Source organism: cyanobacterium endosymbiont of Rhopalodia gibberula (assembly GCF_003574135.1).
Classification (GTDB): domain Bacteria; phylum Cyanobacteriota; class Cyanobacteriia; order Cyanobacteriales; family Microcystaceae; genus Rippkaea.
Window position 1 is genome coordinate 1,817,256 of record NZ_AP018341.1, and the last position, 21,929, is coordinate 1,839,184.

At 34.4% G+C, this 21,929-nt stretch carries 24 protein-coding genes and 1 pseudogene; 13 read left to right on the forward strand and 12 right to left on the reverse strand.

What is annotated here, in order from left to right; genetic code table 11:
* Positions 1–1,118 precede the first annotated feature (1,118 nt).
* Positions 1,119–1,349 (forward strand): hypothetical protein, encoded by a 231-nt coding sequence (locus tag RGRSB_RS10120; protein ID WP_172582051.1) that lies wholly within the window; start codon positions 1,119–1,121, stop codon positions 1,347–1,349.
* A 249-nt stretch (positions 1,350–1,598) separates the two neighbouring features.
* Here the strand turns inward: RGRSB_RS10120 and bioU are convergent, their stop codons facing one another.
* The 4 genes from bioU to RGRSB_RS05830 form a co-directional block, all read right to left on the reverse strand.
* The gene (gene bioU / locus RGRSB_RS05820; protein ID WP_119260237.1) at positions 1,599–2,591 is read right to left on the reverse strand and encodes a (S)-8-amino-7-oxononanoate synthase BioU; all 993 of its coding nucleotides are present in this window, start codon (positions 2,589–2,591) and stop codon (positions 1,599–1,601) included.
* 340 nt (positions 2,592–2,931) lie between these two features.
* The gene (locus RGRSB_RS05825) at positions 2,932–3,840 is read right to left on the reverse strand and encodes a sensor histidine kinase (protein ID WP_338063315.1); all 909 of its coding nucleotides are present in this window, start codon (positions 3,838–3,840) and stop codon (positions 2,932–2,934) included.
* Between the two features lie 45 nt (positions 3,841–3,885).
* On the reverse strand, positions 3,886–4,146 hold the full coding sequence (locus tag RGRSB_RS10885) for a hypothetical protein (protein WP_338063316.1): 261 nt from the start codon (positions 4,144–4,146) through the stop codon (positions 3,886–3,888).
* A gap of 123 nt (positions 4,147–4,269) precedes the next feature.
* Positions 4,270–5,022 (reverse strand): response regulator transcription factor, encoded by a 753-nt coding sequence (locus RGRSB_RS05830; RefSeq protein ID WP_119260238.1) that lies wholly within the window; start codon positions 5,020–5,022, stop codon positions 4,270–4,272.
* Positions 5,023–5,132: 110 nt separating this feature from the next.
* Here RGRSB_RS05830 and RGRSB_RS05835 point away from each other — a divergent pair, with 110 nt between their 5' ends.
* Both RGRSB_RS05835 and RGRSB_RS05840 read left to right on the forward strand, forming a co-directional pair.
* Positions 5,133–5,879: a creatininase family protein gene (locus RGRSB_RS05835; RefSeq protein ID WP_119260239.1), complete on the forward strand. Its 747-nt coding sequence runs from the start codon at positions 5,133–5,135 to the stop codon at positions 5,877–5,879.
* Between the two features lie 423 nt (positions 5,880–6,302).
* The gene (locus RGRSB_RS05840) at positions 6,303–7,193 is read left to right on the forward strand and encodes a S1 RNA-binding domain-containing protein (protein ID WP_172582117.1); all 891 of its coding nucleotides are present in this window, start codon (positions 6,303–6,305) and stop codon (positions 7,191–7,193) included.
* A gap of 451 nt (positions 7,194–7,644) precedes the next feature.
* Here the strand turns inward: RGRSB_RS05840 and pedR are convergent, their stop codons facing one another.
* Together pedR and RGRSB_RS05850 are read right to left on the reverse strand one after the other, a co-directional pair.
* Complete coding sequence (pedR, locus tag RGRSB_RS05845) at positions 7,645–7,947, reverse strand: photosynthetic electron transport-dependent transcriptional regulator PedR (protein ID WP_338063344.1); 303 nt, start codon at positions 7,945–7,947, stop codon at positions 7,645–7,647.
* Positions 7,948–8,092: 145 nt separating this feature from the next.
* Positions 8,093–9,325: a lipid-A-disaccharide synthase-related protein gene (locus RGRSB_RS05850; RefSeq protein WP_119260241.1), complete on the reverse strand. Its 1,233-nt coding sequence runs from the start codon at positions 9,323–9,325 to the stop codon at positions 8,093–8,095.
* Between the two features lie 160 nt (positions 9,326–9,485).
* Here RGRSB_RS05850 and RGRSB_RS11105 point away from each other — a divergent pair, with 160 nt between their 5' ends.
* The 4 genes from RGRSB_RS11105 to RGRSB_RS05865 all read left to right on the forward strand — a co-directional run bounded on the left by RGRSB_RS11105 (position 9,486) and on the right by RGRSB_RS05865 (position 14,869).
* Positions 9,486–9,707: an endonuclease V gene (locus tag RGRSB_RS11105; RefSeq protein ID WP_119260242.1), complete on the forward strand. Its 222-nt coding sequence runs from the start codon at positions 9,486–9,488 to the stop codon at positions 9,705–9,707.
* Positions 9,708–12,677: 2,970 nt separating this feature from the next.
* The gene (locus tag RGRSB_RS10125; protein WP_172582052.1) at positions 12,678–12,824 is read left to right on the forward strand and encodes a hypothetical protein; all 147 of its coding nucleotides are present in this window, start codon (positions 12,678–12,680) and stop codon (positions 12,822–12,824) included.
* A gap of 167 nt (positions 12,825–12,991) precedes the next feature.
* Positions 12,992–13,843: a photosystem I biogenesis protein BtpA gene (gene btpA / locus RGRSB_RS05860; protein ID WP_119260243.1), complete on the forward strand. Its 852-nt coding sequence runs from the start codon at positions 12,992–12,994 to the stop codon at positions 13,841–13,843.
* A gap of 48 nt (positions 13,844–13,891) precedes the next feature.
* The gene (locus RGRSB_RS05865; RefSeq protein WP_119260244.1) at positions 13,892–14,869 is read left to right on the forward strand and encodes a vitamin K epoxide reductase family protein; all 978 of its coding nucleotides are present in this window, start codon (positions 13,892–13,894) and stop codon (positions 14,867–14,869) included.
* 68 nt (positions 14,870–14,937) lie between these two features.
* Here the strand turns inward: RGRSB_RS05865 and RGRSB_RS05870 are convergent, their stop codons facing one another.
* Positions 14,938–16,197, reverse strand: coding sequence for a class I SAM-dependent methyltransferase (locus RGRSB_RS05870; protein ID WP_119260245.1), 1,260 nt, complete (start codon positions 16,195–16,197; stop codon positions 14,938–14,940).
* Positions 16,198–16,367: 170 nt separating this feature from the next.
* Between RGRSB_RS05870 and RGRSB_RS10890 the strand changes: the two genes are divergently transcribed.
* From RGRSB_RS10890 to RGRSB_RS10910, 5 genes are all read left to right on the forward strand, one after another.
* Positions 16,368–16,517: a hypothetical protein gene (locus RGRSB_RS10890; RefSeq protein WP_232014471.1), complete on the forward strand. Its 150-nt coding sequence runs from the start codon at positions 16,368–16,370 to the stop codon at positions 16,515–16,517.
* A 36-nt stretch (positions 16,518–16,553) separates the two neighbouring features.
* The gene (locus RGRSB_RS10895) at positions 16,554–16,895 is read left to right on the forward strand and encodes a glutaminase (protein ID WP_420822985.1); all 342 of its coding nucleotides are present in this window, start codon (positions 16,554–16,556) and stop codon (positions 16,893–16,895) included.
* Positions 16,896–16,915: 20 nt separating this feature from the next.
* Positions 16,916–17,164, forward strand: a complete 249-nt coding sequence (locus tag RGRSB_RS10900; protein ID WP_338063317.1) for a glutaminase — start codon at positions 16,916–16,918, stop codon at positions 17,162–17,164.
* A gap of 70 nt (positions 17,165–17,234) precedes the next feature.
* Positions 17,235–17,609: a glutaminase gene (locus RGRSB_RS10905; RefSeq protein WP_338063318.1), complete on the forward strand. Its 375-nt coding sequence runs from the start codon at positions 17,235–17,237 to the stop codon at positions 17,607–17,609.
* Positions 17,572–17,742 (forward strand): glutaminase, encoded by a 171-nt coding sequence (locus RGRSB_RS10910; protein ID WP_338063319.1) that lies wholly within the window; start codon positions 17,572–17,574, stop codon positions 17,740–17,742. The genes RGRSB_RS10905 and RGRSB_RS10910 overlap by 38 nt, the downstream gene beginning before the upstream one ends.
* Positions 17,743–17,874: 132 nt before the next feature.
* Here RGRSB_RS10910 and RGRSB_RS10565 read toward each other — a convergent pair.
* From RGRSB_RS10565 to RGRSB_RS10580, 4 genes and pseudogenes are all read right to left on the reverse strand, one after another.
* Positions 17,875–18,420 (reverse strand): annotated as a pseudogene (locus tag RGRSB_RS10565) (asparagine synthase-related protein).
* A 69-nt stretch (positions 18,421–18,489) separates the two neighbouring features.
* Positions 18,490–18,681, reverse strand: a complete 192-nt coding sequence (locus RGRSB_RS10570; protein ID WP_232014472.1) for an asparagine synthase-related protein — start codon at positions 18,679–18,681, stop codon at positions 18,490–18,492.
* Positions 18,645–19,061: a hypothetical protein gene (locus tag RGRSB_RS10575; protein WP_338063346.1), complete on the reverse strand. Its 417-nt coding sequence runs from the start codon at positions 19,059–19,061 to the stop codon at positions 18,645–18,647. The genes RGRSB_RS10570 and RGRSB_RS10575 overlap by 37 nt, the downstream gene beginning before the upstream one ends.
* Positions 18,989–19,183 carry a hypothetical protein gene (locus tag RGRSB_RS10580; protein WP_232014473.1) on the reverse strand — a complete coding sequence of 65 codons (195 nt, stop codon included), beginning with the start codon at positions 19,181–19,183 and terminating at the stop codon, positions 18,989–18,991. The genes RGRSB_RS10575 and RGRSB_RS10580 overlap by 73 nt, the downstream gene beginning before the upstream one ends.
* A gap of 527 nt (positions 19,184–19,710) precedes the next feature.
* On the opposite strand from RGRSB_RS10580, the gene RGRSB_RS11110 reads away from it, so the two are divergent.
* On the forward strand, positions 19,711–19,899 hold the full coding sequence (locus RGRSB_RS11110) for a pentapeptide repeat-containing protein (RefSeq protein WP_119260246.1): 189 nt from the start codon (positions 19,711–19,713) through the stop codon (positions 19,897–19,899).
* A 246-nt stretch (positions 19,900–20,145) separates the two neighbouring features.
* Here RGRSB_RS11110 and RGRSB_RS05890 read toward each other — a convergent pair whose 3' ends face one another.
* Complete coding sequence (locus RGRSB_RS05890) at positions 20,146–21,621, reverse strand: leucyl aminopeptidase (RefSeq protein ID WP_119260247.1); 1,476 nt, start codon at positions 21,619–21,621, stop codon at positions 20,146–20,148.
* Between the last annotated feature and the right edge of the window lie 308 nt (positions 21,622–21,929).

Below are 21,929 nucleotides of genomic sequence, written 5' to 3' on the forward strand. Positions count from 1 at the left end.
CTATTTGGTTACTAGAAAACATTTATTTAACTTTGATAATATAATTCACAAGCCTATACTAACTTATTCTACTTCCTCTTTATTTTTTTATAATCACGCTATAGATTTTTTGATTTCTATATCTACTAAATTTACTAAGACTACCGCATAATTATTTTAATTTCTTAAAAAGAGAACCATTAAAATACTTTTTTTGTTTTGATAAACTATCAATATATAAATCAAATTTTCTATACTTAGAGTAATATTTACGATATTAATTTTTAAGATTTATAGCACTACTTTTAACACTAGTTCTTGCTGAAAATTTTATGGTATTGAGTATATTCAAATTAACAACGATTTATTTGAAATAATAGCTGGCAATTACTTAATTTAGTATAAAATATCAACATATTCTTTTATAAATTTTATTATTGATATTTTTAAATTACATTTGTTTACTTAAATAAGAATTAGCTCCTTTTAAGTTATTAATATTAATTAATTAAAAAATAATATTAAGTAATAGAGTATATAGTTTATTTATTAAATTGTCAATTTTAATTATTGTACCTCTTCTGATTTTTATTAGTGAAATAGTTTACATTTTTCTTCTAAAGAGATATCTAGTATAGAGATATACAATAAATAATTTAGTTTTGTACAAATTATTTTAAAACGGAGTGATTTTTTGTCTTGTAAATTTAAATTATTCTCAATTATTTCTCAATTATTTTAATACTATCAATCAAGGATTTTTCAATCTTGGTATGACTATACCAGTAGCTAATAAATTCAAAAATTCTTATCATAACTAGATTCTGAAGTAAGTGTAACGAGATTTAAAAACACTGCTCTTATTCTCAATATCTAAGTCAAAATATGACGAGGCTAACAATCATATAAAATACTCCTAATTAAAGATTTAAACAGTAGCCAACTAGTGGCGCAGATTTTTGCCGTTCTCCCTACCGTACAGAAAAATAATAGTGGATCCCTGAAAATATGGCTTTTATTGAATAACTTTTATTGAAATGTATATTTTTTGCTAAGTTATTAAGAACTTTAACATCTTACTACTATCTCTAAGTCCCGGAATTGGTATACATCTCCCGACTCTCACTTTGACCTAATCTTTGACGCCTTTTATAGAGTCCTCCAAACCACCACTGAATACGCCCAAGCTCTTCACCGCTATTACCCTTACGTTTCTTTACATATCTGGGTGCGCTCCTATTTCTTTCTTCAACTATCAAAAAACTAATACCTCTAAAATCAAGCAAAGGATATTCAATAGTAACCAAATGATTGCCTTTCCCATTCCCCTGGACAAAGGAAATCGAACCCGATGGGCAGAGAAGAATTGACTCCTAAATCCCCACCGTCAAATCTATTTTCTATTTATTTAAGCCCACTCACACCTACTTCTAAGAAAATAAATATAAATATTAATAGGAAGAAGTTCGCGCAAACCGAACGCGAACCATTACTATCTCCACACTTAACTGAGTTGAGCAGTATTGAATTGAATTTAGATAAAAATATCACATTATGTATCATATATCCTGTTTAAAAACCAGAATTTTGAACATCGCCTGTTATTTGATACAAGTGTTTTATCTCACAAACTTAGGCATTATTTCCGCGGCGGTAAATAGTCCATAAATTCCCCGACGATGTAACGCTATACCTGCCTTAAGATAACCAAAAGCAGGTCCGCAAACGTTAGCTGCCATACTGGTTTCGTCTCCCAGAGCAAAAGTATGGGTAGAGATCTTTCCGTCAAAAGTACGCCCGGTTACTTGAACATTAGTACTTAAGGGTTTTCTGGAATTGCGAGTATCAACTACACCCCCAACTGTTACCCGATCACGATCGCAGACCCCCGCTAGTTCTAGCATAATATCATCAGCGTGTTCCATATTTTCTAAGGTTAAAATACCATTGGTTTTGTCTAAAAAGGCTTCTACCTCAGCATCACTCATCCCCTCGGCTCTCTCTAGGTCAAACCCTGGCAAATGAGCAATATCTTCACGAATCGTAGCCCTATAGGCTTCCCAGTTAGCAATACCGACTCCAAAGGAGATTTGAACACGGTGAACCTCGGCGTAACTTTGGGCCGCTATGGTTGCGGCGGCGGTGAGTAAACCGGGAGTTGCCCCACATCCAGTTAAGTAAGTGATTCCGGCTTGAGCTAATTCGTGTTGTAATTTGAGTAATTGTTCTACTGCACTGGTACGCTTAAGGGCATCTACTAACACTCCTCGCCATCCTGACGCGATAAATTGCCTAGTCACATCCGCCATAAAGGTATTAGGAAGATTAGGTAAAGCTAAGAAGTAGCCATCAACCGTCTTAGTTTCAAGTAAGTCTTGAATGCTTTTGTTACTGAAGGTTCCATAGGGCTTACAATAGCCAATCGACCCCTTTTCATGATAGGTGGATATTACTTGATCAGGATTTAATCCTTTCTCACAATAACCATAACCTTTAAGATCGGCGGCCGCTACCCAAGTCATTTCTTGTTTAGGAGTAAGAATTCGGGCAGCCGCTTGTCCTAGTCCTCCAAATCCTAAGACTCCCACTTTGAGCGCGCTATTGATATTCATTATTTGTCTTTTTCACTATTCCATTCATTCTTTATTATTAATGCTGAATGAAGTTATTCGCGATTATCTTAAAAATCTCTCTCATAATTTATGAGCTCAGACCTTGCACATCTTTTGAAGATTGTCTAAGGAAGGAAGATAAGATGGAAAAGGCAATAGTGATAAAATTTGACGATTATCTCCCTGAATTTGACTATGCATAGTCTAGCTGTCTGGTTTTATTGCACTGATTACAAAATTTCAGTTCTAAGCTATCGTCCGTTTAAACTGAAAATAATCTAAATTACCCATTTATAACAATGAATAAATACTTTAGGCTCTCTCTATAGAATTGGGTCGTTCAAATTAGGAACATCACTTTTACCCAAGCTCCGTGGGGATCAGGATGATTTTTAGCAGTAATAGAGCCACCATGAGCATGAACAATCTCTTGGGCAATCGCTAGACCTAAACCACTTCCTTGACGAGGAGATTGGGGATAGATTCCAGCACGTACTCGTGAAGGATCGCCTCGATATAAACGATTAAAAATATAAGGCAAATCCGCCCCAGAAAAACCCGAACCGCAATCAATAATATCAACTTCGATAGCTTGATTAATTTCGCATAATTTCAAATTAACTTGAATAGTAGATCCAGAAGGACTATGTTTGAAACTATTGTCTAGCAGATTGAGAAATGCTTGGTATAAACGAGAGCGATCACCCAAAAACTGAATTTCCGAGCTACCATTAAAATCGAGAGTGACTTGTGTTTTTTGCGTTAAAGGATCTAAAGTTTGCCACGCTGACAAAATTAATTCATCTAAAGCTAGGCATTCATAAGCGAGATTTTGATGAAGATTATTTTCTATTTCACTCACAGCAAGCCGATCTTCAACTAAATGAATTAGGCGAGCGGTTTCCTTCAATACTTGTTCAACCCAACGACGTTCAGAATTTTGTAACGTTTCAGCCACTAAAAAAATAGAGGGTAAAGGAGTTCGTAGTTCATGGGTAAGATCCGAAAGGACGCGATCGCGCGATTGCGATAGTTCTGTTAATGATTGTTGATTTTTCAAGAACACTGCCACAGCTTGATTCTGGAGGGGATAACTTCTCCCTTTTAGGGTAATAGCTCCACCATTTACAAGCACTTGATTGACATAGGGTGTTTTATCAAACACCCACTTTTCTACTTGAGCAGTTTGAGTATTACGTGTTTTTTCAATTAGTTGATCGAGTTCACAGGAACGAACTAGCTCTAGCAAAAGACTCACTTATCCAGGTTGCTAACGATTAATATGGAACAATTGTTACGCTTGTCGATTACACCACAGCAATTGATTATCCCGATCAATATGTAAATAACCAATTGGGTCCAACTCCAGGATATATTGTTGTCGTTGTAATTCTATAGCTTGCTGTTGAGACGTTTCTTGAAGATAAAGAATTTCCCGCCGCACTAGGGATGTTGCAGATAAAAATTTAAATAAATCCTCTGTATCGGGCGAAGCAGTCAATATTTTCTGCAATTGGTATTTAAAACGGTAGTAACTACACTCCCAAATGACCATCCCTAATAAGAAACCAAAAATAAAAAAAATCAATAAACTGATAGCCTACTGTCAATTGTCTGTTGACTTTTAATAATCTGTTGACTATTGCTTGACTTCATGTTAGCCAATCACTTTATGTAATTAACCAAAGCGATAGCCAAACCATCTTGCCGTAATTAAATATTCTGGCTGACTCGGATCATGCTCTAGCTTTTCCCTTAACCAGCGGATATGAACATCAACAGTTTTAGTATCTCCTAAGAAATCAGGTCCCCATATCTGCTTGATCAATTGTTCGCGAGACCAAACCCGACGAGGATAGCTCATGAACAAATTTAATAGGCGATATTCCTTCGGAGAAAGGTTCACCTCCTCACCACGAACCTCTAACCGACATTCGTTGGGATATAGGGTAACATCGCGGAACTTACGGACAGGGACTGATAACACATTACTAAACCCTTGACGACGGATTAAGGCACGACAACGAGCTACTAATTCTCGTGTACTGAAGGGTTTGGTTAAATAATCATCTGCTCCAACTTCTAGACCTAAAACTCGATCAGTTTCACTGGCTTTAGCACTAAGAATTAAGATAGGGACAAAGTTCCTATTGTGTCTCAGGAGACGACAGATATCTAAACCGTTAATCCGAGGTAGCATTAAATCTAAAACCACCAAGTAAAACTCTGGTCTAGTGTCTGAAGAAACCTTATTTTGGAAAAAATTCAATGCGGTGCGTCCGTCGGGAGCGCTTACCACCTCATAACCTTCCCCTTCTAAGAAAATAAGAATCATATCTCGAATCACATCTTTGTCTTCGACTACCAAAATTCGATGATGCTTGATATTTTCTTTGGAAGACAAAGCTTGAGGTAAGTCTAGAGATAGTATGAAAAATACTTTTAACGTTGACTCTAGGTTAAGATATACAACAAAGTTAGCCGTTGAGTATAGTTTTTTCTCCTTTTATCTCATCGTCTTCTTAGACATTTAAATATTTTATGCTACTAAACTTAAGCACCTGGCCAGAAGTTGAAGATTATCTGAACACCTCTCAAGGACTGATTATTCCTATTGGTTCGACGGAACAACATGGACCGACAGGGTTAATAGGAACTGATTCGATTTGTGCAGAGGTTATCGCTAAAGGGGTTGGGGCGGAGATTCAAGCGATGGTAGCCCCCACCATTAATGTAGGTATGGCATTGCATCATACGGCTTTCCCTGGAACAATTAGTTTGCGTCCTACAACCTTAATTCAAGTAATTGAGGATTATTTAATCTGTTTAACTAAGGTAGGATTTGCCAGATTTTTCTTTATTAATGGGCATGGCGGTAATATTGCTTCTCTTAAAGGGGCTTTTTCCCAGTACTATAATTATTTAGCTAATCTTAATTTTCCCCAAGCGGATCAAGTCCGCTGTAAAGTGGAAAATTGGTTTATGTGTCGTTCTGTATACAAAAAGTCCCATGAATTGTACGGTGATCAAGAAGGATCTCATGCTACCCCCTCAGAAGTAGCCATTACTCAATATATCTATCCTGAGTCTATTAAAAATGTCCCTCTATCTGAAAAAGTGGCATCTGGTTATCCGATCTATGGGGCAGTGGATTTTCGCCACCATTATCCTGATGGCAGAATAGGCTCAAATCCTGCATTAGCGACTCCAGAACATGGTCGGCAATTATATGATTTAGCGGTTGAAGAACTTTGTGAATCTTATCTTAAGTTTTTGCAAGATAATTGATTTTTGCGACTTGATTCTTCCTAGAATTGTCTTATGGGTTATTTTAGCCTCTAAACTATGGCGATATCATACGTTAAAACTCGATGAACTCAAGCATATAATGTAGAATTGGCTATCATTGATGTTTATCTAGCTATGCCAATATAAAAGGTGTCTTTCCTGGCATTTTTATAGTTCATGAAACTTTTAGAGTTTATACTAATGTTTTCGAGGAGTAACTGAACAGATTGCTAAATAACGTTATGTGGCGATCACTCCAACTACTTACCCATGTCTCGTTCTTAAATTTGAAGCCGGCTACACCTAAGAAGATATTAAAATTAGTTAAGTTTATCGTCATCAGTGGGTTGTTGTCACCGCGATGATATGACTAACTGTTTATTGCTTTCCCTTGTTTATTTAATCACCATGACTCCAGAATCTATCCCCTCTAAATCATCCAAGATTGGCTTTTCTATGGATGACTTTGCTAAAGCTCTAGACCAGCACGATTATACCTTTGAGAAAGGACAAATTGTTAGCGGAATGGTGCTTCAACACACCTCCGACGGAGCTTATGTTGATATCGGAGGCAAGTCTACAGGATTTGTTCCCTTAAGAGAAGCTGCTTTAGACTCAACCTCTGATTTAGTTGAGGTTCTTCCTTTAAATGAAGAATGTAAGTTTTTGATTATCAGTGATCAAAATGCTGAAGGTCAAGTTAAACTTTCTGTCCGTCAACTACAATTACAACAAGCTTGGGATGATGTGGCAGAATTGGTTGAGACCGGACAAACAGTTCAAATGCTTGTGACTCGAACCAATAAAGGGGGAGTCATAGGTAAAGTTGAAGGGTTACGAGGGTTTATTCCGCGATCACATCTCCTCGAAAAAGAAGATTTAGAGTCTTTAGTAGGTCAGTCTTTAACTGCCAATTTTTTGGAAGTTAATCAGGAGAATAATAAATTAGTATTGTCCCAACGCCGTGCCATTATGGCAGTACAAATGAATAAAATTACGGTAGGAACATTAATCGCTGGAAAGGTAGCTAGAATTCAACCCTATGGAATATTCGTAGATTTAAATGGATTAACAGGATTATTACATATTACACAAATTAGCGGTTCACGGGTTGATTCTTTAAATACACTGTTTAAGTTTGGACAAGAAATTCAGGTGGTAGTTCTTAATATTGATGAATACAAAAGCCGTATTTCCTTGTCTACTAAAATCTTAGAAAATTATCCTGGGGAAATTTTAGATAACTTTGATGAGGTGATGAAAAAAGCTCCAGAAAGAGTCAAACAAGCCTTAGAAAAAATACAGCAAAAATAATAAGTTATTTGTAATAAGTTATTTGCAAATTGGTTTGGGGTTTAGCGATCATTTTTTAATAATCGATTAGGAAAAAATAAAGAGGTATTTAATCCCCGATCATAAATTACAATATCCTATTGTCTTCCTCGGTTTAATTCAAAGGGAATAAGGCGACACTAATATTAGGTTCATCCTAACTACTTCCTGGCTGATTTAATCCTAGTAAAGGTAGAAGACGACGATCTCGAAAATCATAAAGTCAGATCCTTCTTTTTCCTCGTCTGTCTGAAGCAAACACTAAATATTAGCCATCGTAGAAAAAATGAGAATATTCTTCTGCTGACCGTGTATTTAAACCTGATTTGAAGTTTTGTTTTGGGAAGATAGTAAAATTTCTTTGTTAACAGCGACTTAAACTAGAGATCAGGATGTTAACTATAATCTCTAACCACTTATCTATATAAAGGTGTTAGGAGGCCACTTCATCAATCTTAATAACATTTACTTGATGGGACATAGGTAAGGAACAGCAGTTAACATCGTCAAGACAGACTTTACCCCACTGCAACGCCCAGCGCAACAATTCCACTCTGTTTTCTGTCTTTGTTTTTGTTAAAGTATTACTGATATGATTGTCGACGGTTCGTTTACTAATTTTGAGCTTCTTTGCAATTTCGAGGTTGGTTAAACCAGTGGCTACGAGTTCGAGAATTTCCATCTCCCGACTCGACAGAGAGGCTACCGTCTGAAACTTCTCACTCACCATAAGTATATTTCCCGTAGTATATTTACTTAATTCGCTTATCTCATTGTCCTATTTTAGGAAGATGATTAGACATTAAAGTTCACAAAATTAAATGATTTTTGTCAATTGTGGAGCTCCAAAATCATTTCTGCACCTCACACATTACGACCACTTAAAAACAGTCTCTTAAACATTGAGCAATTCGTTTGGCAGCTCCGGATGTTCCAAGTCTTTTGCGTCCATTGTCAGCAATACGCTGTAGTTTTTGAGGATTTCTTAATAAAGAATTGATGACAGTTGGGACTTGTTGCGGATGGTCAACTAAAATGACTGATTCTCCTAGAAGATAGGTTTGTTGTTTAGCAAAATTTAAAGTAAATTGTGGTCCATTTCCAGGGATAGTAATTGCTGGTTTACCTAATCCAACAAATTGCTCTGTTGCTGTTCCGGCCATAGCGATTGCCAGATTAGCCATTTGTAAGCAATCTTTATAGGAATACTGAGTTAATATTAGGGTAGTCTGGCGTTGACTAAAAACTAATCTATGAGGATCATTTAAAGATAATTTACTAGTTGTTATGGGTTGAAAAATCCAACCTTTATAAATTAGAAATTGAATAAAACTATCAAGATTTAGAGAAGGAGAAATCGCACCTAAAAAAGTAAAAGTATTTTTATGTTTTTCTTTTATTATTTCTTGAATTGCTTCCAGAATAATTTTCCAGTTCTGTTGTGCTTCTGGACTTCTAGAACCAGGAAGTAGCACGATAGTTAATGAATCATATTTCAAGTTTAAATTAACTGTTGGATTCGACTCAAAACCATCCATCATCGGGTTTCCTAAATCAAAAACTCGTATTGGCCATTGTTCTAAAATTTTGGAGGTCAACCGATCTCTGGGAAAAACCCCCCGACATCGGGGATGACTCATTAACCAACATTCCCAAGGAAAATACATCGATCCAAACCAACGCGCTAACCAAGAAGTTTGAGGCAGCCAATCTTTTTCATCCCGTAAATAATATTCTGATTTAGCAGTTCCAACAAATCCATAATCTGCCCCACTCAACCAAGCAAAAAATAAGGGTATTAAATCACCAACTGCTAAGATTTTACCTCCATTTTTTCCCCATTGATGAATGTTTTTATACTGATAAAAAGTTAATTTAATTAGTCCTCCACTAATATCTCGTAGTAGGTGTTTTGGATTTTTATTAAACCCCCCTGATGGCATTTTTTGGACATACCCAATAATAGGAATATTACAATCTTTGTAAGCGTGCCCTTCTCCCACTAGGGGGAAAGCTACTATTTGAGGGGCGTTAGATAGAGCTCGTAATTGTTCAGCAATACAAGCCGCAATTACATCTTCTCCATGACCATTACTGACCATTAAAATTTTCATTATACTTTCGACTATTAGTTAATTTTTTTAAAATAATAAGTTACTAAATTATACAATTTTTTTAAAAAAACTGAAATAAAAATTAACATTAATTTTTCTGTTCCTAAATCCCTTGAAGAGGTAGAATAAATCCACCATAAATTTAGATAATAAATTATAGATTGAAGATTACTTAACAGATGGACATTATGTTGCCGGTGTTAATGTGAAAGTTTACAATAACTATAAGTTAACTCAAGTTGCAACATATATTTTAACTTTATTTAAAAATTTTCAATTGGTTGAAACTCAGATGACTTATTTTATAACTATATTTTCATACATTTTAGAGTTTCTATCTTTTGGAAAAATTTTCGTAAAATTAAAAGCTTTAAAATTTTAAAAAAATATCTTTAATGTTAAATTATGAAGTAATAAAGATATTTCTCATATTTGTTGTTTAGAAATTGCTTTTTATTTAGTCATATAAATTGATTTAATAACTATTGATACTACTTAATTTTTATTAAAAAATAAATATTAAATAATCACCACCAGAAGAATAGGTTGATCGTAGCAAACTAACATAGAGACTATCTATGTATCTATATAGTCATCAATTGGGCTTGTTAAGATCTATTGAGTATGTCATAAGTTACCTTACTAAACAATTTTTTTAAAAAAAGTTAATTATCAGAACATCATCACTACTTTTAGTATCTAAAAATTAGGAGATTTTTCTTAACTAGAAAAACAATGTTTAAATAAATTACTTATAAATATCTTTATATTTATAAGTAATTTTTAGGTAAGATTTAGATATTTTTAAATTAAAAGTATAAAAGCAAATCTTAAAGAAAATTCTCTGTTTTTTTATAGTCTCTATGAGGTTTATATAAATTGTTATTACATTTTAATAATTAATTTTAAAAACGTTAAAATCACTAATAAAGTAGACATTATTACCAATAACAAAAATATAAGGATACATCTAGACAATTACAATTGTACTTAAATAGTAATTGTTAGTATATATAGAATGTCTATACGAAAACTAAATATCATCACTACTGATAGTTGCGATACGAGTAATAGTTCAATAAGAAAAATAAATAGTTTATCTAAAAAAAGGGCATTTTAAATCCTTACACTTGTTACCTAATAACTTTTAAAGAAAATTATTCGCAAAATCAAAAAATAAATAATAGTAATTAATAATTTGTATTTCTGGAATAATTTAAATTAGTTTAACTGTATTTTTTCAAAAATTAACGGCTAAATATGATCTAAAAAATAGTAATATATCAAATATTTTTATGAGTTTAAAATAGAAAAAATTTGTAATAATTACACTAAAATATTAAAACTAAATTAGCCAATAAATCAATCAATAAACTATTAATTAGCTAACGGTTTACTTGTTCAATTTAAGTGGATTATTTTTTGATACAAAAAATAAGTACAAAATTTATTTTTATAAATAAATCTAAAAAACAGATAAATGTAAAATACATACAAATTAAAACCTAAAAGATAAACTATATTCAAGTATTTTATATCTTTTAAATTTCTATTTTTTTATCTTTATTGATTAGTATATATAACTTATCTAGAAAAATTGTTGGGTATTTTATCTAATTTAAATTTAAAATTATTAATTGTAGTAGAACTTTAAAGACTAAAAACTATATCAATTACATAAACTATTTTGTAACCTATGACGATAAGTTATATAACTCTTTCCTTTTAATACACTATTTTAAAAAAAAAAAATAGTGTATTTCTAAATAAAAATATAATTTAAGATAAGTGCTAAGATAATAAGCTGTATATTCCCCTAAACTCTCAAATATAATTAAATCTTTATAGAGATTATAATTAAACTTATAAACATATATTTTAGCTGTATTACTAATACTAATAGTAATTTTATAAAGTTGTCATTTAAAGATATTTTCTCTTAAAAAAAGACTATTTTTATTGATTTATAGTATTTAAATTAGAGTTTTTTTGTATTTTGTTTTAGTGATAAGTTATTTGTTTAAAATCAGTATAGGCTTAAGTTTTATAAAAAAAAACAATAAATAGGATGACTATCTTAGTCTGGAAAATTAAGCGAACTCCAAAAATTAGAAACAAACTTTTTTAAAAATTGCTATTTTTTTCTTTGACTAAGACTGATATTTTTGATAGCCTCTATATTTAATTAATTTTCGATATTGTACACAAGTTGTAGGATAAATACCTAAATATTAATACTTTAAGTAAATCTTATAAAATTTTTCACTATCTTACTTTTCAAGATTATTATTTCTTATTCTAAATACTTTATTTAAAATTTTTAGCATCACTTCATCTAGATTTGAAGTTGAAAAAAATTATAGTTAAAATTAAATATATAATCAAGATTATTGATTCATGTATGCAATTACATAATAACAATCAATATTATTTGATAATAATATTGATTGTTTCCTTGAAATAATTAATTTAACAGATATTTCTACTTTTTAAAAGTAAACATAAACACTATGTATAAACAGATAAAATTCTGGAATAAAGACTTTTTAAAAAAATTCTTATTATATATTTAATTAATTTTATAAATCTGCATTTTTAAATGAGTAAATTAAAGTCTATTATATAGAGTTTATATGTAAGCTCTATATAATAGACTTTAATCAAGGTAAAATCATCAACAAATCTCTGTTTTATTAGCAAGTTAATTAAGAGTTTTTCAGTAGAATTTCCTTTATTTTTATTTTTTTATGTAAAATTGAAAGATAGTTTTTACAACGTTTATAGTTTTTCTTAAATAGAGGATTAAAAGCAACCATTACACTATCAGTATAAATTTAATTATCTTTAGTTCTGCAGTTATTTTACGTGATTGATTAGTATGCGCAATTAGAGAATATCCTGGATCAGAAAGTAACTGATCCAATTGTATGAGGTAACTTAAATAACGAAATAAACAAAACATAAAAATTAAGCTTAAAATGATTAAAATTTAAAATCATAATCCATCCCTGACTACACTGAATAATGTTATAACCTAACAATAAACAAAACTTGATTGTACCAAAAAAATTAATTTCTATACTTTTCTTGGTTTTGTTATCTATTAACTAACCTATATCGAGAATATTTTAAACCTCAAACCCGTATTATCAACTTGATAAATAGTTGGGTATCTCATCTTGCCGATGACCTGGAATTTTTTCATGCTATAGTCAGCAATTTTAGATAGTTTTTACAGAAAACACTCGATCAAACAATGTCTTTTTCTGTGGTTTTTAACCTTCTCCAGTTTTCTGTAAACTATGCTATAAAACTTTCATGGATTTGAGCATAGTTACTTCAGCCTTTGAAAATGACCAATTTAATCGCATTAAACGTTAGGATCGCTAAAGTAGCACAGGGGGAAATTAAGTATTTTAAGCAAGTTAGCCAAAAATTTAATTTGAAAAAAAGATTAAGGACTAAGAGTATTGAGGAATTGGAGGTGTTTCGACAGTGAAATCGTTACATTTACACAGCATCTCAAATAACTAAGACAAAAGTTAAAAGGTTTATTCTCTCACCTCATCCTTCTCTTACCGGAGGTTCCCCAACTACGATACAATTTGTTATCGGATCTCAATTTCGCAACGGCACCAACCGTAGCCGACCATCAAGGTAGATTCAGTGGACTTGACTCAAATTTTCAACACAACATATCCGGTTATTGGTGTCGTTCACCTGTTACCCCTTCCCACTTCCGCCCGTTGGGGAGGTAGTTTAACTTCAGTAATCGAACGGGCTGAACAAGAAGCAACTGCTCTTGTCGCAGGGGGAGTAGATGGTATTATCATCGAAAATTTTTTCGATGCTCCTTTTACAAAAGATCAAGTTGATCCGGCTATTATCAGTGCCATGACCTTGATCGTTGATCGCATTAAAAATTTAGTAGTCGTTCCTGTCGGGATTAATCTCCTCCGTAACGACGCTATCGGGGCAATGGCAATCGCTTCCACCATTAATGCCCAATTTATTCGGGTTAATGTCCTCACGGGAATTATGGCAACCGATCAAGGATTAATTGAAGGTAATGCCCATAAATTACTTCGTTATCGACGAGAATTAGGGGCTGATGTCGCAATTTTAGCCGATGTCTTGGTTAAAAACGCCTGTTCTCTAGTAGGAATCCCAAACCTAACTACCGCCGTTGAAGATACCCTCGAAAGAGGACTGGCTGACGGAATAATTTTATCAGGATGGGCAACAGGACGTCCTCCTAGTCTCGAAGACTTAGAATTAGCCTCAGCCGCCGCCCAAGGAACCCCTGTCTTTATCGGCAGTGGAGCAAATTGGGACAATATCGGAAAATTAATGCAAGCTGCCGACGGCGTAATTGTAGCTAGTTCACTAAAACGTAACGGTAGGATTAGAGAATCAATCGATCCTATTCGGGTTGCTAGATTTGTAGAAGCTGCACAACAAGTCAACGTATCTAAAGAAAGGTCACAATCTCAGCCTTCTTTAAAATTGACTCTATAGAGTATTGTTAAAATCACTGATACAGACTGAATTTTAACAAATCTTACTATGAGTCGCCGACGTTCTACACCTTGGATCTATCGCTGGTCACGTCCCATTATTGGAGTGATCGCTGTTGCTGGGGCTATTTTGACTGCCTACTTAACCATTACTAAACTGATGGGAGGAGAGGTTTCCTGCGGGGTAGAAGCTGCTACAACTGGATCAACAGGTTGTAAAAGTGTCCTGGATAGTCCTTATGCTACAGTTTTTGGCTTACCTCTCAGTTTATTTGGATTTCTGGCGTATATAAGTATGGGAACCTTTTCTCTAGGACCTCTATTTGTCAAACCTGATAATAATAAACGTCTTAGAAAACAGCTTGAAGATTGGACTTGGTCACTTTTGTTGGCTGGGGGAACTTCAATGGCCATCTTTAGTGGCTATTTAATGTATATTCTAGCGACGGAACTGCAAACTCTGTGTTATTACTGCATTGGTTCAGCAATATTTTCTTTGTTTTTGATGGGATTGACTATTTTGGGGCGAGAATGGGAAGAAACTGGTCAAATTTTTTTTATTCCTATAATAGTAGCTATGATCACCCTTGTAGGAACTCTGGGGGTCTATGCTGGTGTCAATGAACCTACCGCCGATGGCAGTAGCCCCATTCCAGTGCCGAACACTCAACCTCAACCCCCCAATGGATGGAATATCACCACCACATCAGGGGAAGCAGAAATTGCTTTAGCCAAATATCTCACGGCGATCGGCGCGAAAGAATATGGGACGTTTTGGTGTCCTCACTGTTTTGAACAAAAGCAATTATTTGGCAAAGAAGCCTTTCAAGAAATTGATTACATAGAATGTTCTCCTAATGGGAAAAATCCTGACCCACAGGCTTGTGTTGCAGCTGGTATTAAGTCCTATCCTACCTGGGAGATCAAGGGACAAGTCCTCCGAGGAACCCAACTTCCTAAAAAGTTAGCCGAAGTTTCTGGATATGAAGGATCAATGAATTTCAAATATACGATGCCTGGCCGCTAATTTCTAAAGAATCAACTATTTGAAGTAGAGCTTAATGAATTGTATTAAGCCCTACTTTGATCTATGGACTACCCAATTCTAAGGACCGCGATTAAACCATGACCACAACCCCATCCTTGTTGCATTTCATATTCTAAAGTTCTAAGAGCATATCCTAATTGGGGTTCAATAATATTAGCTCGAGGATCACAATACCACATCCAACCGACGTCTGAGATAACCCGATCCATAGTCATTAAGGCAAATTGCAAGGGTTTGGGAAAACTATCCCATCCTTTAAGTTCAGAAAGAGAATAATTATGGGACAAACGATGCCGGGTAAACTTAATTAAAATGTTCCAAGAGTTGATCAGTTCATGTAACAGAGGAGTGATAAACTGATGATTGGGAAAAATAGTTGCATCTAATATCAATTCTTCCAGGTTGGTTCGCAAATAGTCTTCATGGAGAGAATTAATTAACCGACGACTCTGCTTAAGTTTAGGATTGAATGCCCGAGTATCGGTATGACGACCTACTAAGATGGAGCGATCTACTAGTTTTAATACTTCAAGGTTAATTCCTGTGTCAGCGGTTATTTCTTGGGTTAACTCTCTGATTTCTTCTCCGGTCCAAAAACGAATCGGGAACGATTCAATATCTATGGTTTGACGGACTGGTTCGGAATAAAGATAACTCATATTATACTCACGTACTTTCTCTTCTTCCGACTGAGCATCCCAAAAATCAGGCCATTCAATCGAATATCTTCCAATTAAGTCCATTACGACTAAACTACCATGTCTACCATGATGACAAATATCTTGTAATAAATTAACTAAATCTTTTCTGGCTAAGTGAGATAATGAGCCGTAGGATGAGAAATATAGATCAAAAGGAGCCTCAGTTGTTTTTAGCTCACCGAGTCCTTCACTTAAGTCAGCCTGTTTGAATCGGACGTGAGGATGATCGGCAAACAAAACCTGTCCCTTTTCTACCATTGCTTGGCTAATATCTAGCCCTAAAAAAAGGGATAGGTCATCATTAGGTAAAATTCGCTTATGTTGTAGACTTAAGTCTAGATTATGACGATCAATTTTGGTTAGAATATCATAGCCTTGACCGGCACCACAGCCTAAGTCAACAATTCTAATACCTTGATTATTCTTGCGTTGATTGTCTACTAAGTCACTCAAAAAAGGGCGCAGTACAATTCGAGTTAATTGATCTTCCCAATAGGTACGGACATTATCATATTTGCCAAATAGATTACCAACATACAGATCGTATTTTCCCTCTTGGACAGCTTGTGTATAGGTTTTTAATCCATTTAATTGCGCTGATTTCATCGATTTTTCCTAATAAACAGTGATTGTCCCCCTCAAGGGTAATACATAGCCTGAGAGTTCTTAATTCTCTAGTAGCTTACTCCTGTCTAACACCTTTGTCATTAATTTGTTTCTTTATAAAGAGAAGTAAACTGTGGTCAACATAATGATAATTCGGGGATTATTTATACATGCTAGACATTAGCAACCCAGAGACTTGGCCGATTTCAGCTACTGAAAAACTAGGGGTTAAGAGGTCAGGTTCGGCTTTTCTCAAAAGTTTATATGATCGCTATTTACTCGTAAAAGATAGACAAAATCCCAATCTATTCGGGAGTTAGCATAATACCAATCCCCAATAGATTGGAATTAGTATTATGACTACTAAGAGACGGATTTATGGTGCTGGCGATACAGAAGTCCTCTTTGTAATTCAATCGATTACTAAACCATTAGTTTATGGAATGGTCTTAGAAGATTGGGGATGGGAATATGTTCTGAATAAAATTGGGGTTGAACCCACAGGAGAACCTTTTAGTAAAATTATCAATTCTCAAGAAATTCAAGAGCGTAAATATAATCCGACGGTTAATGCGGGCGCAATCGTCACCACCAGTTTAGTAAAAGGAAATACGTTACTTGAACAACAGCAACGTTTATTTGAGGTGTTTCGACGGTATGTTGGACGAGAAGTAGAAGTTAATCAATTAATTTTTTAGGTAAAAAAACTCAAGATAATTTGAATCGAGCTATTGCTTATATGATGCTTGATTTTGGGCTTATTGAGAGCAATGTTGAAGAAGTTTTAGATTTTTATTTTCAACAATGTTCTGTGATGGTTAATTATCAAGATTTAGCCTTGATAGCTGCCACGTTAGCTAATGATGGGCTTAATCCTATTACAGGAGAACAAGCCCTTTATGGAAAGTACTCTAAGTATCTAATAAGTGTGATATTTACTAGTAGCTTGTATGATTTTTTGGGGTAATGGGCTTATAAAGTAAGTCTGCCAGCCAAAAGTAGATTATCAGGAGCTATTATTTGTCGTTCCTCATTAAATGGGCATTGCTGCCTTATCTCCTCCTCTTGGAGAAGATAATAAAAGTGTACGAGGGGTAAAAATTTTTGAGGAGCTTTCCCATCGCTTTCAGTTACATAGTTTTAACACTGCTAGCTCTGAAAGCCCAGATGCTTACAATTCTATTATTAAGGTAGAAAAAAATTCTAAGCGCTCTTACAATGCCATGGTCAATACAGGGGCGACTGCCATTACGAATTTAATTGAAGGAAGAAGTCCTGCCCATAAACTTAACCTTGTCTTAGGAATGTATCAACGTTATGTGGGTCGTCGGGTTTATATGGATACGTCAACACTAATTTCTGAACAAACTAGCGGTGATCGCAATTGGGCAATTTCATATTTACTCCGCTAATTCTGATTTTATCCAAGACTTACTGACGGTAATATTTACCTGTGGAATGTATAACTTTGCGGAACAATGGTCTTATAAAGTGGGGTCTTCAGCTAAAAGTGGGATTGGTGGTGGTATTTTAGCTGTAGTTTGAGGGGTAATGGGTATTGGGGTATTTTCTCCCTTTTAGATAAATGGGGGAATAGTATTCGTGGGATTAAAGTTTGCGAGGAATTATCCCGGCATCTTCGGTTACATATTTTTGAACTGATTAATTTCCCCATCCTTAAACAGGACGTTCGGCCCAACGGGCAACATTATTAACAATTCCTGATGGATTTTCAAAAGCATTCATAAACAATTGATGATAATAACATTCTTCAGCAGAACGTAAATTCATATCTAAGTGTTGTTCTTGATATTGTTTTAGTTTTTCCTCACTCATGACATCTTTTAACGTTTCCGTCAGTAGGTCGACGGTTCCACTTCCCTCATCAAACTGTTCTTTTTTCCGCCAGACAATTTCACCAGGTAGAATGTCTTCAAATGCTTTTTTTAAAATCCATTTTTAAACTGGTGGTTTTCCCCATAACTTAAAATGAGCAGGAATTATTTGTCCTAATTCAATCATTTTGAGGTCTAAAAATGGCACTCTTCCTTCAATGGAATGAGCCATGGTTAAACGATCAATACGCTGTAAGTTAATATTGTGTAAGTTCTTAACAGAACGTCTTAATTCTGTGTGCAAAATCTTATCATTGGGAATACTTTTATAAAAAGTATAACCTGCAAATAGTTCATCTGCTCCTTCTCCAGTTAGAATAACTTTCACATATTTAAACGCTAAACGTGAGGTAAAGTAACATGGGATAGCACTTCTTACTAAATCTTGATCAAAGGATTATAAGAAATAAATGATGTCTGGTAGTTTAGCAATCGCAGCAATAATACTACTATCTAATCCCCCTGATAAAAAGGCTCCTAAAGGAAGATCGTACATCAACCTTTGAACAACTGAAGCTGTTACAGTTTCTTGTATTTCTTTGATAAAATCATCTAGCTTGACGTTGATTTCAGGCGGAATATCCGGCAATGTGTAATAAGTAGAAAATACGGTTTCTGAGGAAAAAAAGAACCAGGGGGAAATTCTTCCACTTTCTCACAAATTTTAGTGATGGACTTAAGTTCAGAGGCAAACCAAAAATTATCATCTTTCTCACTATAATAAAGGGACTTAATTCCAATTGGATCACGGGCAGCGATGAATGTATTTTTATCAATGATGGCAAAGGTAAACATTCCATCAAGCTCTTTTACTGCAGTTATTTTCCTATCCTCATATAAGTACAAAATTGCTTCCGTGTCACTTTTAGTTAAAAACTGATATTTTTGCTGTAACTCTAGTAACAGTTGAGAATAATTATAAATTTCTTCATTCCCAATAATTGCTTTCGTTTGATCAATGCTGTAAATTGGTTGGTCTCCCCTTCAAGCTCAATAATACTAAGTCTTTGATGACCAAGAATTCCTGAACCATTAGGAACAATAAACATTCCCCTAGTATCAGTCCCTCGATAAATTAAAGCATCCATCATTATTTCAACACTTTCTTGTTCGCTTGTTCCCCAAATTCCAGCAATACCATTTTTTGTCTCTTGCTAATGATTTTAAGATGGTTCACCTTGTCTAAAAAAAATGGATAAATAACGATTATCTTTCCTCATGCTATTACTACTCTTTTAGAAGAAAATCGAAATTTTTTCAATATTTCTACGCATATAAATATTAAATAATGTTAGCTCAACTGCGTAAACTAGATAAGTTTCGTTCAACTTCTTGTAAATTTAATTATTAAAATTTTTCAAAAGAACTAAGTTATTAATTTATAATTAAATCATCTAATAATTATATTCTAATTTTAATTAAACTTAAATGTTGTTAAAAAAGATTTTCCCTTGTTGTTAATTTAAGGAGAAATAAAATCTATAAATTTGCAAGAATAAAAAAAGTTACGATTATCTGACAAATTTAGTATTTTTAAATAAAGTTGACTTAATAATACTGAATTGAGAAAGAATTAATCTTACCTATGCTGACTTGAATGGTGCTTTAAAAAAAAAATTTGAACAGGACTTATTTAGTTCAAGCTAACCTAAAAGATTTTGATGTATATCACTACAATCTAATAGGGAAAAACTTGGCACAAGTCAACCTCATTAGTGCGAATTTCACGAGTGTAAACTTAATAGAAGTTGATTTAAATAAGGTTGACCTAACGTATGTTAATTTACACAATGCTAACCTAACTTGAGCAAACTTAAAAGAAGTTTATTTAGTAGACTTAGGCGGTGCCAACCTATATGGTACTGTACTGGTCCGAGTTTAACTACAATGAACTTCACCCCTATAAATAAAATCAGCTAATTAGGTTAGTTAGTTAAGTTTGGATGATATTCAAACCTAACTAACTTTAAATTGGTAGCAAATCCTTGTAAAGCTCGTCTAGTTAGTTATGAAGTCCATGCAGCGAGACTTGATAGTTTGTTTTGCTGATTTTCTACTGATTTAAGACCCAGTTAACTAGAGTTTGCACTGGAACCCCAGTCGCCCCAGAATTATTGACTCCATTTTCTTTATCTAGCCAAACAGGTCCTGCTATATCAAGATGTGCCCAAGGGGTTTCCTTAATAAACTGTTTGAGAAACAAGGCTGCAGTGATTGCTCCACCAGCACGAGGTCCTGTATTTTTAATGTCTGCAATGGGAGATTTCAATCCCTCAAAATACTTCTCTTCTAGGGGCATTTCCCAGACTTTTTCCCCTGCCATGGCTCCAGCTTTCTTAATTTGAGCAGCTAAGGTTTCATCAGTGCTCCATAGCCCAGAAATATTGTCCCCCAATGCTACAACACAAGCCCCTGTCAAGGTTGCTAAATCAACAATCGCATCCACACCTAATTTTTCAGCAAATACCAAAGCATCTGCCAGAGTTAATCGTCCTTCTGCATCAGTATTATTCACTTCAATGGTTTTCCCATTAGAAGCAGTTAGGATATCTCCAGGGTGCATAGCGCGACCACTAATCATATTTTCAGTTACTGCACAGATAAAATGAACTTCCACATCAGGTTTTAATTGACCGATCACTTTGGCCGCTCCTAGAGTGGCTGCCCCGCCTCCCATGTCCATTTTCATGGTTTCAATACCACTTCCTGATCCTTTGAGGTTAAGTCCTCCAGAATCGAAGGTTAAGCTTTTACCGACAATAGCCAATTTTTTCTGAGGAGTCTCAGACGGTTTATAGGTTAAGTGAATGAATTTCGGAGGAAAATCAGAGGCTTGGGCAACTCCTAAAAAAGCGCCCATCCCTAAATTCTCACACTCTTCGCGCTCTAAAATTTCAATATCAAGTCCGTGGTCCTTGGCAATAGTTTGGGCAATTTCAGCAAAAGTAACAGGGGTGACACTGTTAGCGGGGGCAGCTACTAATTCCCGTGCTAGGATAACCCCGGAACAAATGGTCTGTGCTTGATTGATGGCTTCTTGGTGTTTTCCACAGCCTAAAATCTCTACTTTTTCGATTTTAAGTACATTTTTATCTGGTTCAGACTTAAAACGGTTATCTTGATGCAGGGGTAATATGACTCCTTGTGTAATCGCATTAACTGTACTCGCTGCATCGTCATTAACCACCGGGAGGTTAATACCTAGAGTTTTGACCTTAGCTTGTTCAGCAAGACGGGCAATGGTTGCAGCCCCCAATCTAACGGTATCTAAAGTCAAATCTTTTGTTTTTCCCAATCCTACTAAGATTATCTTTCGAACAGAACTACCACTACCAACACGAGTCACTGCATTATTACTAGATTTTCCTTCGAATTCTGTTTCTGTAATTAATTCTCGTAAAGTTCCGGTTAATTTCTCATCTAATTCCTGTAAGGTCTCTGTTAATTCCATAACATCTTCAAAAAGACCCAACGCTAAGGCATCTCCAGTCCAATTCAATAGTGGTGTTTCTATCCCACGAATATCCATACGCTCCTCTCTAAAAATAATTGTGTAGGTGTATATCGTTGTAACGTCCCGTTTGAAATTCTAACCCAATTTTTTGGGAAAATCCTCTACACAGGTTGAACCGATTGAATATGTCCCATTAGTAATTCATTAATAATTGTCATATTTATAGCGGTTAAATACTAACAAATTACAACAAATATGTGAGGACTGAATTTTATTTTAAATGCTCTTAAGTAAAATCACTATTAAATTTAAGCTCTAATTTTATTTAGGTTTAATCCCAATTACTAATTTACTCTTTAGTTATCATCATATCTAACTCAATT

Excerpts from the sequence above, each read along its gene's own strand:
- bioU (WP_119260237.1), bottom strand. The coding sequence starts at position 2,591 with ATGAATATCAATAGCGCGCTCAAAGTGGGAGTCTTAGGATTTGGAGGA.
- RGRSB_RS10905 (WP_338063318.1), top strand. The coding sequence starts at position 17,235 with ATGGGCATTGCTGCCTTATCTCCTCCTCTTGGAGAAGATAATAAAAGT.
- RGRSB_RS05890 (WP_119260247.1), bottom strand. The coding sequence starts at position 21,621 with ATGGATATTCGTGGGATAGAAACACCACTATTGAATTGGACTGGAGAT.
- RGRSB_RS10125 (WP_172582052.1), top strand. The coding sequence starts at position 12,678 with ATGACCAATTTAATCGCATTAAACGTTAGGATCGCTAAAGTAGCACAG.
- RGRSB_RS10890 (WP_232014471.1), top strand. The coding sequence starts at position 16,368 with ATGCTAGACATTAGCAACCCAGAGACTTGGCCGATTTCAGCTACTGAA.
- RGRSB_RS10885 (WP_338063316.1), bottom strand. The coding sequence starts at position 4,146 with ATGGTCATTTGGGAGTGTAGTTACTACCGTTTTAAATACCAATTGCAG.
- RGRSB_RS10895 (WP_420822985.1), top strand. The coding sequence starts at position 16,554 with ATGACTACTAAGAGACGGATTTATGGTGCTGGCGATACAGAAGTCCTC.
- RGRSB_RS05850 (WP_119260241.1), bottom strand. The coding sequence starts at position 9,325 with ATGAAAATTTTAATGGTCAGTAATGGTCATGGAGAAGATGTAATTGCG.
- RGRSB_RS05865 (WP_119260244.1), top strand. The coding sequence starts at position 13,892 with ATGAGTCGCCGACGTTCTACACCTTGGATCTATCGCTGGTCACGTCCC.
- RGRSB_RS10580 (WP_232014473.1), bottom strand. The coding sequence starts at position 19,183 with ATGATGGATGCTTTAATTTATCGAGGGACTGATACTAGGGGAATGTTT.
- RGRSB_RS05870 (WP_119260245.1), bottom strand. The coding sequence starts at position 16,197 with ATGAAATCAGCGCAATTAAATGGATTAAAAACCTATACACAAGCTGTC.
- RGRSB_RS05835 (WP_119260239.1), top strand. The coding sequence starts at position 5,133 with ATGCTACTAAACTTAAGCACCTGGCCAGAAGTTGAAGATTATCTGAAC.